Source organism: Parabacteroides gordonii MS-1 = DSM 23371, assembly GCF_000969825.1.
GTDB lineage: Bacteria > Bacteroidota > Bacteroidia > Bacteroidales > Tannerellaceae > Parabacteroides > Parabacteroides gordonii.
In genome coordinates this window covers 2,078,827-2,093,792 of sequence record NZ_KQ033919.1, presented here as the reverse complement: position 1 = coordinate 2,093,792, position 14,966 = coordinate 2,078,827, and the positions used below count along the sequence as shown (strand labels likewise).

Below are 14,966 nucleotides of genomic sequence, written 5' to 3'. Positions count from 1 at the left end.
GGAGGAAATTAAAGCGTATAGAGTATGAAAGCAATTGAACCCAATCTGATAAAGGATAACTTTATTGAAATTATCGGGAAAGAGTGGATGCTGGTCAGTGCCGGCGACAAGGAGAAGTTTAATATGATGACAGCCAGTTGGGGCGGTGTCGGTTTCCTATGGAACAAACCGGTGGTATTCGTATTTGTCCGCCCGGAGCGTTATACCCGCGAATTCATCGATGAAAAGGGAAGTTTTACGCTCTCTTTCCTAGGTGAGGAGCACAAGGCAGCCCATAAGATCTGTGGCTCCAAGTCGGGCCGCGATATAGATAAAGTGGCGGCAACGGGGCTGACTCCCTGCTTCACCGAACAAGGAAACCCTTGTTTTGAGGAATCCCGGTTGACATTGGAGTGTAAGATTCTTTATGTGACCAAGATGGATAAGGATTCTTTCGTCGATCCGGCATTGTTTGAAAAATGGTACAGCGCTATGGCCGGTAATCCGCATAACGTTTATGTTGCAGAGATAGTAAATGCCTGGGAAAAGTAATTCTACTTTATTCCCAGTTCCCTGAGCATTTGCTCCGTATGGGTCAGGAAATACTTCGTTAACTGGTAATGTTGTGTTTCCTCATACGGGGTGATATATGCTCCGTCCTCTTCGATCGAATAAATATCCGCTTCCGGATAAGCCATGATAATGGGCGAGTGGGTGGAAATAATCAACTGACAGCCTTGTTCAACCAGTTCACGGATACGGACTAATAATGCCAGTTGCCGTTGAGGAGAAAGGGCAGCTTCCGGTTCATCGAGGATAAAGAGCGTGTTTCTTCCTGCATAATTCAGGAAGGTACTGAGAAAGCTTTCGCCATGCGACTGTTCCAGCAAGCGGTGCCCTCCGTAAGCTCCCATCGAATAATCGCGTCCGTATTTGAGTATGTCTTTCATCGATTTGGCATCTATTTCGGCTGCATGGTCGAAGAATGACTCGGCGCGGAAGAAGAAATGGTCGAAAGGTTTCCGTTCCTCAATCAGGCGAATGCATTGCGGCAGGACGTTTGAATAAGATTTCCATGCTTCCACGCCGTCGTAAAGCATACCTTGTTGGCCTTCATCCCGTTCTTCGTATTTGAACATGATCCCTTCCAGTAGGGTCGATTTGCCGGCTCCGTTTTCACCAACCAGGAAAGTAACGGGTTTACGGAATACGATCGAGTCTATATGTCGTACTGCTGCGGCCTTAAACGGATATTTAAGATCTTCCAGCGGCCCTTCCACTTCTTCAGGGTTGAGCAATTGAACTTGTTTGAGGTAAATCATAGCTTTCTTTTTTACAAATGTAGATAAACTTCCTGTTTTATTCAAATGACAGATAAGGAGTCAGTCTTTCTTTATCTGCTTCGGTGAATTCTTCCAGTAGTTGCAGGTTCTCCCAACCGGAGAGTTTTCCTTTCTGTTTACGTAATTGTTCGATAATATCTGCCTGTTGTTTGTTTATATAAGGGTGTCTGTACAGGCTTTTGATTGGCACCTGGTTCACAAATAATTCACAAATACTTTCCACATCTACCGAAAACCACGATTTCATCGCATTATACCGCTCTTCATCGATCCCATATACTTCACAAAGTTGGGAGACGGAGTAAAAGCCGCCCAGCAGATCCCGATACTTGATGATACGGCGGGCAAAAGTACTTCCTATTCCGGGAACTTTCTTCAAAATAGTCGTATCGGCGGTATTTAACTCGACCACTGTTCCGATTGGATATTTCTCTGTTTTTGGGAAAGTCTTTCTTCCGGGTATGTTTGGAGTTCCTCTCGGATGAAATTCCTTTTTCTCCCGGAAGGAATTGTTTTTTCTTTCGGATGCAGGTGTTTTGGCCTTCTCGGGCTCCGGCCTGTTTGAAACGATTGTTTGAGCCGGTTTAGCCGGTTCAATGATCAGAGCATTCTCTTTAGGGATCTGTTCTGGTTTGTTGTCTGTCAATAATAAAATGATCCAGGAAATAGAAATAAGACAGAGCAGGAGAGTCAAGGCTCTGCGTTCTCCTTGGGAGAAATAAAATAAATCACGCCAGTTCATAGTTATTATGGTTTAATGTTTCTGTTTTTTTTAACTTGAGTGATACTTACAGCTTGATGTAATATGTTCAGAACTTCTATCCGCTCTTTTGTTATTCGGTAAAGAATAAAATGAGCGGGAAGTATGGCTCTTCTATATCGCTTATCTTTTGTGGGAAGATAGGGATATTCTGCATTTAGCAAATAACTTGAAGTTAGTTGCCGAACAGTTCCATAAATAAGGTTTTCGTATTCGATAGCTTTCTTTTCTCCAAAGGTTATTTTTCCATATTCAAAGATTTGGTCGACAGAAGAAAAAAAGAGAAACGAAACGACTACCGGTTTCTTCTTTGCTCCCTCCATTGTCTTACCATTTCTTGTCCTTCTTCCAGTGTATAAAAAGGTCCTTCTTCGGCTTTCTTCACCATTGATTTAAATTCCTCAATAGTTAGCTCCCCGCCTTCAATAGCGGGGTTAAATTTTTGTGCCTTCCATTCCTGCATTTTTTGTTTGATTTCGTCCAATGTATAAAATGGCCCTTCTTCGGCTTTACGCACGCGGGCAACGAACTCTTCCTGAGTCATGTTTAATCCGGGGAGAAGTTTTCTTTTCTTTGAGACGGTTTTGATTTCCATATTGATAATTATTAAAGAGTGAATACTGTTTTGCAAAGATATAAGTTACCTGTAAATAAGCAAGTAACTTATACCTTTTATTTATCAAAACAAGGAGATGATCTTTTTGATCAGTCCCAGTTCGTTCAGGAAGATCAGGCCGATAGCGGCAGGGGCGATGTATTTTATGAAGAATGCGTATGCGTTGAAGAAATAGAAAGTGATGGTGCCTTTATTGGTTAGTTCGGCTTTTAGCACTTTCTTTTCAATGCGTACGCCAACGAAAACGCAGATCATCATCCCCCCGAGAGGCATCATAATCTTAGCGGTCAGATAATCCAATGCATCAAAAATGATCAGGCCGCCGATCGTGTATTCCTTCAGCAAGCCGAAAGAGAGCGAGCAAACCGCTCCGATGACAGCGACACCTGCTGAAACGATCCAGGCAGCTTTCTTTCTTGTCATGTGGTATTCTTCGTGTACATAAGCCGTAGCCACTTCATGCAGGGAGATAGTAGATGTCAGGGCGGCCAAAGCCAACAAGATAAAGAATATGAACGACCAGATATTGCCAAACGGCAGCTGTTCAAAGATATTCGGGAGTGTGATAAACACCAGCTCCGGGCCTGCCGTCGGTTCGATGCCGAAGCTGAATACGGCAGGAAACACCATGATACCGGCCAGTAATGCCACCAGCGTATTCAATACGGTGACTTGCACAGCCGTTAATTGCAGGTTCGTATCTTTCCCGAAATAAGAGGAGTAAGTAATCAGGCATCCCATACCGATACTTAATGAAAAGAACGTTTGCCCCATCGCACTTAATATGACGGAAGAAGTTATCTTGTCGAAATCAGGTTTGAACAGGAAAGAAAGCCCTTCCTGTACACCCGGGAGAGTGACGGAACGAATACATAATATGAGAAGTATGATAAAGAGCGCCGGCATCATAATTTTGGAAGCCCTTTCGATCCCTTTTTCTACTCCGGATACAATGATGATATGCGTTAATGCAATAAAAGCGATCGTCCAACCGATCGGGCGAAGGGCACTCGAAGAGAATGTCTCAAAGTCCGTTGTGAATTCAGCCGTTGTTTTTCCGGCCAGCGAACCGGTCATAGCCTGCCAGATATATTCTAAAGTCCAACCGGAAACTACGGAATAGAAGCCCAATATCAGGAAAGCCGCCAGCACACCGTTGTAACCGATCAAAGACCACTGGGTGCCCGGAGCCAGCTTTTTAAAAGCCCCGGCAGCATTACTGCGCGAATGGCGGCCGATGAAGAATTCTGTAATCATGATCGGAAGGCCGAGAAGGACAGTGCATATCATGAATACCAACAGAAAAGCTGCCCCTCCGTTGGCTCCCACCATATAAGGGAAACGCCAGATGCTACCTAAGCCTACGGCGCAACCTACTGTTGCCAATATCACTCCGATTTTACTACCAAAAGTTACTCTATCTTTGTTTGCCATAAATAATTCTACTTGTTTATACTTATCCTAAAACAACCCCGTCCTTTATATGGATCACACGATCCGTATTCGATGCCAGCTGTTCGTCGTGGGTAACGATAACGAAAGTCTGGTACATCTGGTCGCGCAATTCGAAAAAGAGGCTGTGTAATTCTTCTTTATTTTTGGTGTCCAGGCTGCCTGAAGGTTCGTCGGCCAGGATCACTGCCGGGTTGTTTATTAATGCGCGGGCAACAGCCACACGTTGTTTCTCTCCCCCCGAAAGCTCGGCCGGTTTATGCGTCATACGGTCGGACAGTTTCAGGAAATCGAGAATTTCCTTTGCCCTCTTCTCGGCGTCGGAAGCTTTCTCGCGGGCAATCAATGCCGGGATCATTACATTCTCCAATGCGGTGAATTCGGGCAACAGCTGGTGGAACTGGAATACAAAACCGATGTTCTTATTGCGGAAAGCGGCCAGTTCCTTTTCGGAAAGTTTACCGGTTTCAGTCTCGTTGATATACAGTTTACCGGCATCCGGAGTGTCTAATGTCCCGATGATCTGTAATAAAGTCGTTTTCCCTGCTCCGCTGGGGCCTACAATGGCTACCACTTCACCTTTATTGATCGTAAGGTCGATGCCTTTCAATACCTGTAAGTTGCCGAAACTCTTGGTAATTCCTTGTGTCTGTATCATTCCTCGTTATATATTTCTTATTACATACGATGCCAGGTAACAACCGAATATGGCGGGCATATAAGAAACTGTCCCGGTAGTTGTCCGTTTGCATTGTTCGTTTTCTACTTCCACTACGGCCTCCGGGTTGGCTATCTCTGTTGAGAAAACAACCGGAATACCTTTATTCAATCCCAGTCCCCTGAGCCGTTTGCGTACGGCTTTTGCCAGTGCGCAGTTGCAGGTTTTGGATATGTCGGCCAGTTTAACCTGCGACGGGTCGACCTTTGCACCTGCCCCCATAGAGGAGACGATAGGGATCTCGCGTCTGTTGGCATAGTATAAAAGATAGACTTTCGGGCTGAGTGAGTCGATTGCATCCACGATGAAATCGTATTTTGTTGCAGATAATACTTCCTCTGTCCGCTCGTCACGCAAAAATTCGTTCAGCACGGTCAGCTTTAAACGGGGATTGATGTCCAGCAGGCGTTGTCCTACTACTTCGGCTTTTTGCATTCCGATGGTGGAATGTAATGCCGGTAACTGTCTGTTTATATTGCTGGCATTTACGGTATCGGCGTCCACGATTGTCATATGTCCTATCCCGGCACGGCAAATCTGTTCGGCGGCATAAGCTCCCACGCCCCCTAATCCTACGACTAAAACATGGCAATGTGACAAATACTCCATCCGGTCGGCCCCCAATAATAACTCCGTCCGTGTGTTCCAATTGTAACTCATTAATATGTTTTTGAGCACAAAAGTAATAAATCATTCAGAAACCGCCTTTTAATTAGTTATCTTTTAACTATTCCTTCATTTTAAGCTTGTAAGGATGATTAAAAAGCTGTAATATTGTGCGCTTAATTTAAAATACAATGAATATAAAACGCTATTTAATGCTGATGGTGGCATGTACGCTCTTTGTGGGTAAAGGCTATGCCGCTAATAACGAAAAACCGTTTGTAATACCCGAATTGCAGGAATGGAGAGGGGGACAGGGAATGTTTACTCCTTCCGCGACCTCCCGTATTGTCTGTGTAGGTAAAGATCCGGCCATCGACAAGATTGCCAATCAGTTTGCCGAAGATTACGAAACGATGTTCGGACGTAAACTGACAGTCGTACAGGGTAGAGCTTCCGCCGGTGATTTCGTTTTCTCCTTATCCGGAGACAAACAATTGGGTGAAGAAGGTTATGCCGTGAAAATTGCCGACCGTGTAACCGTTTCGGCTCCTAAAGCAAAAGGTCTGTATTGGGCGACCCGCACTATTCTTCAAATGACGGAACAGGATGGCAACCAGGCTTTGCCGAAAGGTTCGATGCGTGATTATCCGGATTATGCCATCCGTGGTTTTATGATGGACTGCGGCCGTAAGTTTATCCCGATGGATTTCCTGCGCGATTATGTAAAGATGATGGCTTATTATAAGATGAATACGTTGCAGGTTCACCTGAATGATAACGCTTTCAAACAATACTTCGAACACGACTGGAACAAGACCTATGCCGCATTCCGTCTGGAAAGCGAATTCTTCCCGGGACTGACTGCCCGCGACGGTTATTATACGAAGAAGGAATTTATCGATTTCCAGTTGATGGCGGATAGCCTCGGCGTGGAGATCATCCCCGAAATAGACGTTCCCGCCCATTCGCTGGCATTGACACATTACCGTCCGGAGATCGGTAGCGCGGAATACGGCATGGATCACCTGGATCTGTTCAAACCGGAAACTTACCAGTTTGTCGACAGTCTTTTCCGTGAATATCTGGAAGGCCGTAATCCTGTCTTTATCGGAAAACGTGTACATATCGGAACAGACGAATATTCGAATAAGAAGCAGGATGTAGTAGAGAAATTCCGCGAATTCACCGATCATTACATCCGTTTTGTTGAAGGCTTCGGCAAGCAGGCCTGTGTTTGGGGAGCGTTGACCCATGCCAAAGGCGAGACACCCGTCAAATCGAAAAACGTTCTGATGAGTGCCTGGTATAACGGTTATGCCGATCCGAAGGAAATGATCAAACAGGGATACGACCTGGTGAGTGTGCCCGACGGCTATCTGTATATCGTCCCGGCTGCCGGTTATTATTACGATTATCTGAATACGGAAATGCTGTATAAGGAATGGACTCCGGCGCATATCGGTAAAGAGGTTTTCCCCGAGAAACATAAACAGATCAAAGGTGGAATGTTTGCCGTATGGAACGACCATGCTGGCAACGGCATCAGTACAAAAGATATCCATTACCGTGTTTTCCCTGCTTTGCAGACATTGGCTGTAAAGATGTGGACAGGCAAGGATTGTAAAGTCCCGTATGAAACTTTCAATACGCAACGTTTGGAACTGAGCGAAGGCCCGGGCGTAAACGTGGCTGGCCGTATGGGTAACAAGCCGCGTGCCATCTACAACCAGGATGTTTTGCCACCGAATACAAAGACCGGATTGAAAGAGATCGGTTACCATTACACGGTCTCGTTTGATGTTCAGTCGGTAAAGGAAACTCCCGGAACAGAATTGTTCCGTTCGCCGGATGCTGTTTTCTATCTGTCCGATCCGGTCAGCGGAAAGTTGGGTTTTGCCCGCGACGGTTACCTGAATACATTCAATTACCAGTTCTATCCCGAAGAGGAGACATCTGTTGCCATCAGTGGCGATGAAAAGTCTACCCGTTTATATATCAACGGTAAACTGCAAGAGGAACTGAACATCCAGAAACGCTTCTTCAACGGCGGAAAGGACTCGATGAGCTATGTCCGTACCTTGGTATTCCCGTTGGAAAAGACCGGAGATTTCAAGAGTACGGTAAAGAATGTGGAAGTGTTGAATTACTGCAAGTAAATATAGTTGTGATTAACTGAATTGAACCAGGAAAACTTGCTTCATAGGGACAGGTTTTCTTGGTTCATATTTTATTCATCGCAGTATCGCTAACAATATATTGATAGAGGTCTGAATACCCGTCTTGGCTTGTTTTATGCTTCTATATTGACGATGCTCATGTCTGAATGTCGAGGGTATTAATCTTCTGAAATTAAGCAAGGTTGATTTTTATATTGCTGAAAATGAGTAATTTAATTGTGTGAAAGGAATAATATATACCTAATTTCAGGACAAGACAAGGTGATAGTGTGATAGTAGTGGTGAGAGTTAAAAACAATAACTATCACTTCTGCAAGCCTTGATTATTTTGATGTTAATTGACGAGTGATAGTAGTGATAGTTGTTTTTAATATTTTATATAGAACAGGTGGCAGATACAATGAAGCAACTTTGTGTATAGGCAGAAACTATTGTTTGGCTTATCTATATTTAATGTGAAAATAGGGACTAAATAATTCAAAGCCTACCACTCCTTATTGCTACCCTGTACAGGTTGTTGGAACAAGGTGTACAGGTTGATTTGCTAAGGTGTACACCCTAGTCGGTTATCCTGTACACCCTGGCAATAACGGATAGTGAGCTTTGAATTACTTAGTCCCTACTTTGTGTCTAGTTGGAAAGGACGTTAAGCCTAGTAGCTATACAAACTGATGTCTTACTTTTTAAATTTAACAGCCAGGCTGACATACACAGCGCGTCCCGGATTAATGGTCGAGAAGTTACTGTTCCAGGGGCGGTCGTCCCGTTTGTTGAAGATATTCTCGATACCGATACCCGGTTCGAGGATAAAGGCATCCAGGTTGAACGTGTGGCGTGTATTCAGATCCCATTGCTGGTATTTGGGGGCGTAACCGTATGTGCTTGAATAACGTTCGCCCTGGATATGGCCGCTCAGGTTGACGTTGAGGTGGTAGTTGTTCCAGTCGTGATCCCAGCGGGCATGTACATTGGCGGCGTTCTTCACACTTTTGTCTACGGGGGTGATTACAACTACGTCCTTATTGGTCTTGCTGTCGTGTTCCAGTGTTTTGGCTTCGGTGTCGGTATAGATATAACCGCCACCGAGGGTGAGTCCGGCACCCAGATAGAAGTTGGCATTGACGCTGATCCCTTTGATCTTCGAACGGTCTACGTTGTCGCGCTGGCGGATGGTCGAGAACTGTTCATGCAGCTCACCCAATCCCATCTGTTGTATTTCTTCATCATTCAACACACGGTAATTGATCATGTCTTTGATATCGTTATAGAATCCGGTCGCTGCGATCGAGAAGCGTGAGCAGGTGTATTCTCCGTTCAGAGAGAAGAAATTGCTTTTCTCCGGCTTCAGGTTGGGGTTGCCGATGGTATAACGGCTCGCTGTTTTTGCCTCGTCTGTGGCATACAGCTGGGAGAGTGTCGGTGCGCGGTAGCCTGTTGCGTAAGAGGCACGGAAATTGAAGTGGTCGATCTTATACATCAGGGCGACATTCGGTGTCGCGTAATTCTTGAAATTCTCATTATAAAGGTAGCGTACACCGACTACGGCCTGCAAGTCCCTTAAGATGGTGATTTCATCCTGTGCGAATAGGGCGAATGTGTACATGTTCTTGAAACTGATATTGTCCGACTCGCTGCTGAAGTTCTCGTTGATATATTCGATACCGGTAGAAACCTTGTTCCAGCTGTTCGGTTTGAAGATCCCTTTAACGGTGGCATTATAATATCTTGTCTTCTTACGGGTTTCTTTGTCTCCACGTTCGAAATCACCGCTTTTCAGGAAATAATCGTATTTGGATGTATAGTTGTCGGCGAAGAAGTCGGCATCTATATAGGCTGATTTATTGATCATGTATTTGGCTCCGGCACCGTATGTATAGGTGTCGTGGAGCATGTTGTAAGTATAAGCTTGCGTCTCTTCGTAGATCGGTTTGCCGTCTTCATCCTTCTTTTTACCTTTTTTAAAATAAGTAGCCGTTTCCGGACGGCGTGTGTTGTAATTGTAGTAATTACCACGTACATAGAAGGAGAGGCGGTCGGTTGCGTTATAGGCAAAACGCTGGCTGATATTGTCGGATATGAAGCCTGTCGACATCGGGCGGCCGGTCTTGTATCCGTTCTCGTCGGTGTCGTTCACCTGCCAGTTGTCGGCTTCCCGGCGCTGGTAGGAGGTGTAGGAAGAGAATTTGCCAGAATTGATGTCTGCGTTGATGTTTTCGCTGAACCGTCCCTTGCTGGTATAATGGGTGTAGTTGGATACGTTGACCGTATTCTTGGCATCGTCGGTAATGATGTTGATAACACCGCCGATCGCGTCGCTACCATAAAGGGCGGAAGCGGCTCCGCTCAGGATCTCGATGCGTTTCACATTCCCGATGTTGATACGGGTATAACGGTCGTCGCCAGTCAGTCGTTTACCGTTTTCGAGCAGTAGCATATAATCTTCGTTCATCCCATTCAGGCTCAGGGTGGTTCCCATGCCGTTCGTCATGGTCGTGACGTTGGGAGTGAGTTTGACCAAGGCGTCTTCGAGGCTGGTCACGTTGGCATTACCGAGGTCTTTGGCGGTAATGACCTGGATGGGAACGGGCGAGTTGCTCATGCGGCGATGTGTTCCTGTTCCGGTTATTACTACCTGTCCGAGGTTGATGTAGCTTTCGGTCATTTTGATCAGGATATCTTTTTCACCGGTATTGGCAGTATATTTCTGGGGAAGGAAGCTGACATGTGTGACGCTTAGCAGATGTTCGCCTTCCGGCAGGTTGTTGATGGTGAATTCTCCTTTCCCGTTGGTCGTGCACCCGGCCAGGCTGTGGTCTATACGGATGTTGGCTCCTACCACCGGATCGTTTGTTTCGGCATTGACAACTTTACCGCTCAAAGATATCTGAGCGAACATAGATACTACCATACAGCATAATAATGCCGTAAGTGAAACTTTCTTTTTCATCGAAGTTCTTCTAAGAATTAATAAAGGCTTTCCTGACCCCGGGAAAACTTGATTATTTATGTCTGACCGGCAGGTTTCCTGGCTTCACCCTGAAAAGCGCCTTCCCGTTTCCTGCAAACGAAAACAGTGGCATGAAGAGATGCTTTTCTTCGGAATGGGTGTTACAGTAGCGGGCACTGCTCCGGAATTTAACCGGATTCCCTTTTATACAGGTACGGAATGTAGCTGTATCACCAAATCGGGCGCAAAGTTAGTTTTTTATTTTATGTAAGGCCTGTTTTGTCAATGAAAGATTGAAATTAGCTTTAGAACCGTACCTGTAACCGCACCTGCATCATGTTAATCCCGCATTTTCCTAATGCCGAGTATTTATCCATCCAAAGATGTGCATAGTTCAGGCGGGAAGATATGTATTTATTAAAATAGTAGTTGACACCGATCGATAAGTCGTGCTGGCTTCCTCCCATTGTATTGCTGCTGAAATCATTCAGATTGGTATAGTTATAACGGCAAGCCAGTAAAATAGAGTGAGGCTCTTCCGGCATGACCGGTATGGCATCCAATGCATCGTAAGCATATTTTTCACCTTTTAGCAGAAAGCCTCCCTGGATATATCCACCATGAGCCGAGTAAGACGGTTTATGGGCTTTCCGCTGTATATTGGTATATAAGAATTCTGTTTGAAGCAACCATTTGTGGCGGAAGAACAGGCATTCTACGTTCGATTGTACCTGGTTCTCGGCATCTTCGACGGTCAGGTCTAAGGTTCGCGGAGAAGGTATGTAAGTGACACCTTTCGTCTTTAACCGGATCTGTTGGTTGTTTGTTTCCGTATCTTCGTCGGGAACTCTGAATAAAGCACCGGTTCCGATATGGAATAATTGTCCGTCCGAATTAACCGGGCGCCATACGATACGGCCGGAGAAATTGTAACCTGGTTTGGTTGTTTCAGAGAAAGTCAATCCATCGCCGCAAAACGCTCCGACTGAAAAGTAATAAGAAGGAAGGGAGCGGGTGTAGGACAAACCTATCCGGCGATCCGGATAAAATGTTTCGGCAACATTGGCGGCTGTATTGAATACGAGATCGTTCGTGCTGGTCGACTGGTCTATGCTATAATAACCAAGCATATAACCGGCACGGAAATAATTGCCATCCTTGCCATATTCGGTGAAAGCATCTTTCATCGTCACCTTATTATTGGCAAAACCGATGTCGACCTTTGTGTACCAGTTTGAATAGATCCGCACTTTTGCCGCCAGCCGGACATCCGAAATGTGGGCACCTGCATGTAGTGACGAGGGGGAATTAATATAAACTCCGCCATCCAGGAATAAACGGCCGGATAATTTCCAGTCGATAGGCGACGAGTCCGGAGAAGCTAAAACAGGAAAAGTGTATAGTATCAGTAGAAGTAGGGTTGCTATGTGCTTCATGAAAAAAGTGTTCCTTTACAGTAATTGATACTGTAAAGGAACGAAAAAAATGGAAAAATCGAAGTGATATTGTAAAGATATTGGCTAAAAACTTGAATTCTATTTCTATTGATAAGACAGGAAATCCATAAATACCCCTACTGGATGAGAAGAAAAAATATCACTTTTACGGAAGAGATAAAAACAATGAAAGGGAAAGTTTGGATTTAACTCCAAGCCTTTCCCTCTCTAACTTAACCGACCCCCTTATTTCCCAATAAGTTTTCAAAAGCAAATGTAACCTATTTGCTAGTATGATTTGTTTCATAAACCAGCCATTTTTAGCTGATAACCAATCAAATTTCATTCCATATTTTAATAGGTGACTCTTTGATCGGTACAGAAGGTGTCTGGTATCAGCTGTAGTTGTGGAATGGGGGACAGGGTCGATGGAGATGTTTCGAAATAGGAGTTTATCAGTAAGATGTATGGTAAGTAAAGAAATAGTCCTTCGCCTTATAACTTTGTTCTCTCTCTTTTGTTTTAATAATAAGGGCGATTTAACAGATGTAACATGTTTGTAACATCCATGTAACACATGTGAAATATCTGTTTCAGACCTTTGTAGTCGAATACGTAACAATCAATTATGGAAACATTTTATCTGTTCCTCGTAATTTTTCTCTTTGTGCTGGCGGTGTTCGATCTGTCGGTGGGAGTCAGTAATGACGCAGTAAACTTTCTAAACTCTGCAATCGGTTCGAGGGCCGCATCTTTCAAAGTTATTATGGTCATCGCCGCGATAGGTATATTTGTCGGCGCTTCCTTGTCAAACGGTATGATGGATATTGCCCGGCACGGGATTTATCAGCCGCAACACTTCTTTTTCTCCGAGATCATGTGTATCCTGCTGGCCGTTATGCTGACGGACGTGGTATTGCTGGATATTTTTAACTCATTGGGGATGCCCACTTCCACTACAGTCTCTCTGGTCTTTGAATTGTTAGGCGGTACGGTAGCTATTGCATTGGTTAAGATTGCCCATTCCGACGGAGCTTTACAACTGGGAAACCTGCTGAATACGGATAAGGCCTTTACCGTAATCCTTGCGATCTTCCTTTCGGTGGCAATCGCTTTCTTTTTCGGAACGGTCGTGCAATACTTGTCGCGTCTTATCTTCACCTTTAATTATAAGAAACACACAAAATATTTTATAGCCTTGTTCGGTGGACTTGCAGCCACTTCAATCCTTTATTTTATGTTGATAAAAGGGTTGAAGGAAAGTGCATTCATGGACGGCGAACTGAAGACTCTGATATATAGTAATACGGATAAAGTCGTTTGGGGAGCATTTATCTTTTTCACCATCCTGATGCAGGTGCTTCACTGGCTGAAAGTAAATGTCTTTAAGGTAATTGTCCTGATGGGTACATTTGCCCTGGCGCTGGCCTTTGCCGGTAACGACCTTGTAAACTTTATCGGTGTGCCCCTCGTTGGATATTCCTCTTATATAGACCTGATGGCGCAGGGCGGAACGACCACTACGGATACATTCCTGATGGGATCGTTGCTCGCTCCGGCACAAACGCCCTGGTATTTCCTGACAGGTTCGGGATTAGTGATGGTCATCGCGCTGGCCACTTCCAAAAAGGCACACAGCGTGGTGAAGACTTCGCTCGACCTGGCCCGTCAGTCGGAAGGTAATGAGAGTTTCGGAACTTCGCCGGTTGCACGTATGCTGGTGCGTACCTGCAATAATGCATCGAGCACTCTTCTCAGTGTAGTTCCCCCCCGGGTAAAAGACTGGATCGACAGCCGTTTTAATAATGATGAAATCATTTTGGAAGACAGAGCCAGCTTCGACCTGGTTCGTGCCTCGGTAAACGTGGTGCTTTCGGGATTGTTGATCGCACTGGGTACTTCGTTGAAGTTGCCGCTCTCTACTACTTATGTGGCATTCATGGTCGCAATGGGTAGTTCGCTGGCAGACCGTGCCTGGGGACGTGAAAGTGCAGTTTACCGTATTACCGGCGTACTGTCCGTTATCGGTGGATGGTTTATTACGGCCGGTGCGGCATTCACGATCTGCTTCCTGGTAGCTCTCATTATTAATTTCGGAGGAATTGCGGCAATGGCGGCAATGGTCGGACTAGCAGTTTATATGCTGATCCGCAGCCAGGTGGCTTACAAGAAAAAACTGAAGAAAGAAGCCCTGAAAGAAGAAGTCAACACAACAGTAGCTAAACTGCGCGATACGACAGACAGCCACGAAGCGCTTTCTTTGTTCCGTGAACACAGCCGCGAGGAATTAAATTCTGTCTTATTGTTTGCCGCTGACGCACTCGACAGGTCGGTTCACGGTTTTATGAATGAAAATCTCCGTGAGTTACGTAAAGTATTGAATGAGGTGGAAGAGAAGAAGGTTCACCTGAAGCAGGTAAAACGTGTCGGAACATTGGGCGTTACCCATCTGGAACATGATATTGCCGTAGAAAAAGGATTATACTATTACCAGGGAAATGATTTTGCCAGCGAGATCATCTTCAGTATCCGCCGCCTCACAGAACCGAGCAAGGAGCATGTCGATAACAACTTCAGCCCGCTGAGTGAAGTGCAGAAAGGCGATTTCGGCAAGATGACGGAAAGTATCATTGCCTACCTCAAACGCAGTGCTTCTATGATTGAAAAGAATGATTACCACCGTCTGGACGATGTAGTGGCCGAATCCGTAACACTGACGAGTCAGCTTACAGCCTTAAAGAAAGGTGAGTTGAAACGTATCCAGGGACAAAGCGGCAGTACGAAAGTCAGCATGGTTTATCTGAATATGGTACAGGAAGCACAGAATGTGGTTTCATTTACTGCCAACCTGGTTAAGGTGAGCCGAAAATTCCAGAAGGAATAAACTCGCGGGAATTCCGCCGAATCGTTACACTAATGCAACAGGCTCGCG

Annotated in this window: 12 protein-coding genes and 1 riboswitch; of the genes, 3 read left to right on the top strand and 9 right to left on the bottom strand. The window is 45.1% G+C overall.

Annotation, left to right across the window (positions count from 1 at the left end; genetic code table 11):
* The first annotated feature begins 24 nt into the window (after positions 1-24).
* Complete coding sequence (locus tag HMPREF1536_RS08320) at positions 25-531, top strand: flavin reductase family protein (protein ID WP_028726579.1); 507 nt, start codon at positions 25-27, stop codon at positions 529-531.
* A 2-nt stretch (positions 532-533) separates the two neighbouring features.
* Here the strand turns inward: HMPREF1536_RS08320 and HMPREF1536_RS08315 are convergent, their stop codons facing one another.
* The 7 genes from HMPREF1536_RS08315 to HMPREF1536_RS08285 form a co-directional block, all read right to left on the bottom strand.
* Positions 534-1,301, bottom strand: coding sequence for an AAA family ATPase (locus HMPREF1536_RS08315; RefSeq protein ID WP_028726578.1), 768 nt, complete (start codon positions 1,299-1,301; stop codon positions 534-536).
* Positions 1,302-1,338: 37 nt separating this feature from the next.
* The gene (locus HMPREF1536_RS08310; RefSeq protein WP_028726577.1) at positions 1,339-2,064 is read right to left on the bottom strand and encodes a ComEA family DNA-binding protein; all 726 of its coding nucleotides are present in this window, start codon (positions 2,062-2,064) and stop codon (positions 1,339-1,341) included.
* Positions 2,065-2,069: 5 nt separating this feature from the next.
* Positions 2,070-2,405: a type II toxin-antitoxin system RelE/ParE family toxin gene (locus HMPREF1536_RS08305; RefSeq protein ID WP_028726576.1), complete on the bottom strand. Its 336-nt coding sequence runs from the start codon at positions 2,403-2,405 to the stop codon at positions 2,070-2,072.
* On the bottom strand, positions 2,378-2,677 hold the full coding sequence (locus HMPREF1536_RS08300) for a hypothetical protein (protein WP_028726575.1): 300 nt from the start codon (positions 2,675-2,677) through the stop codon (positions 2,378-2,380). Before HMPREF1536_RS08300 ends, HMPREF1536_RS08305 begins: the two co-directional genes overlap by 28 nt.
* A gap of 84 nt (positions 2,678-2,761) precedes the next feature.
* Positions 2,762-4,132: a sodium-dependent transporter gene (locus HMPREF1536_RS08295; protein ID WP_028726574.1), complete on the bottom strand. Its 1,371-nt coding sequence runs from the start codon at positions 4,130-4,132 to the stop codon at positions 2,762-2,764.
* 22 nt (positions 4,133-4,154) lie between these two features.
* Complete coding sequence (locus HMPREF1536_RS08290) at positions 4,155-4,808, bottom strand: ABC transporter ATP-binding protein (protein WP_028726573.1); 654 nt, start codon at positions 4,806-4,808, stop codon at positions 4,155-4,157.
* Positions 4,809-4,814: 6 nt separating this feature from the next.
* Positions 4,815-5,528: a tRNA threonylcarbamoyladenosine dehydratase gene (locus HMPREF1536_RS08285; RefSeq protein ID WP_028726572.1), complete on the bottom strand. Its 714-nt coding sequence runs from the start codon at positions 5,526-5,528 to the stop codon at positions 4,815-4,817.
* Positions 5,529-5,665: 137 nt separating this feature from the next.
* On the opposite strand from HMPREF1536_RS08285, the gene HMPREF1536_RS08280 reads away from it, so the two are divergent.
* Entirely contained in the window at positions 5,666-7,630 is a 1,965-nt protein-coding gene (locus tag HMPREF1536_RS08280) for a family 20 glycosylhydrolase (protein WP_028726571.1), read from the top strand.
* Positions 7,631-8,327: 697 nt separating this feature from the next.
* Here HMPREF1536_RS08280 and HMPREF1536_RS08275 read toward each other — a convergent pair.
* Positions 8,328-10,598, bottom strand: a complete 2,271-nt coding sequence (locus tag HMPREF1536_RS08275; protein WP_028726570.1) for a TonB-dependent receptor — start codon at positions 10,596-10,598, stop codon at positions 8,328-8,330.
* 52 nt (positions 10,599-10,650) lie between these two features.
* Positions 10,651-10,851: riboswitch (cobalamin riboswitch) on the bottom strand.
* Positions 10,852-10,903: 52 nt separating this feature from the next.
* Positions 10,904-12,034 (bottom strand): OprO/OprP family phosphate-selective porin, encoded by a 1,131-nt coding sequence (locus HMPREF1536_RS08265; protein ID WP_028726568.1) that lies wholly within the window; start codon positions 12,032-12,034, stop codon positions 10,904-10,906.
* A gap of 628 nt (positions 12,035-12,662) precedes the next feature.
* On the opposite strand from HMPREF1536_RS08265, the gene HMPREF1536_RS08255 reads away from it, so the two are divergent.
* A complete protein-coding gene (locus tag HMPREF1536_RS08255; RefSeq protein WP_028726566.1) occupies positions 12,663-14,918 on the top strand; it encodes an inorganic phosphate transporter in 2,256 nt (751 codons plus the stop codon).
* Positions 14,919-14,966: the final 48 nt, after the last annotated feature.

Coding starts and splice junctions, on each gene's coding strand:
- HMPREF1536_RS08320 (WP_028726579.1), top strand. CDS start 25: ATGAAAGCAATTGAACCCAATCTGATAAAGGATAACTTTATTGAAATT.
- HMPREF1536_RS08275 (WP_028726570.1), bottom strand. CDS start 10,598: ATGAAAAAGAAAGTTTCACTTACGGCATTATTATGCTGTATGGTAGTA.
- HMPREF1536_RS08280 (WP_028726571.1), top strand. CDS start 5,666: ATGAATATAAAACGCTATTTAATGCTGATGGTGGCATGTACGCTCTTT.
- HMPREF1536_RS08290 (WP_028726573.1), bottom strand. CDS start 4,808: ATGATACAGACACAAGGAATTACCAAGAGTTTCGGCAACTTACAGGTA.
- HMPREF1536_RS08305 (WP_028726576.1), bottom strand. CDS start 2,405: ATGGAGGGAGCAAAGAAGAAACCGGTAGTCGTTTCGTTTCTCTTTTTT.
- HMPREF1536_RS08285 (WP_028726572.1), bottom strand. CDS start 5,528: ATGAGTTACAATTGGAACACACGGACGGAGTTATTATTGGGGGCCGAC.
- HMPREF1536_RS08300 (WP_028726575.1), bottom strand. CDS start 2,677: ATGGAAATCAAAACCGTCTCAAAGAAAAGAAAACTTCTCCCCGGATTA.
- HMPREF1536_RS08310 (WP_028726577.1), bottom strand. CDS start 2,064: ATGAACTGGCGTGATTTATTTTATTTCTCCCAAGGAGAACGCAGAGCC.
- HMPREF1536_RS08295 (WP_028726574.1), bottom strand. CDS start 4,132: ATGGCAAACAAAGATAGAGTAACTTTTGGTAGTAAAATCGGAGTGATA.
- HMPREF1536_RS08315 (WP_028726578.1), bottom strand. CDS start 1,301: ATGATTTACCTCAAACAAGTTCAATTGCTCAACCCTGAAGAAGTGGAA.
- HMPREF1536_RS08255 (WP_028726566.1), top strand. CDS start 12,663: ATGGAAACATTTTATCTGTTCCTCGTAATTTTTCTCTTTGTGCTGGCG.
- HMPREF1536_RS08265 (WP_028726568.1), bottom strand. CDS start 12,034: ATGAAGCACATAGCAACCCTACTTCTACTGATACTATACACTTTTCCT.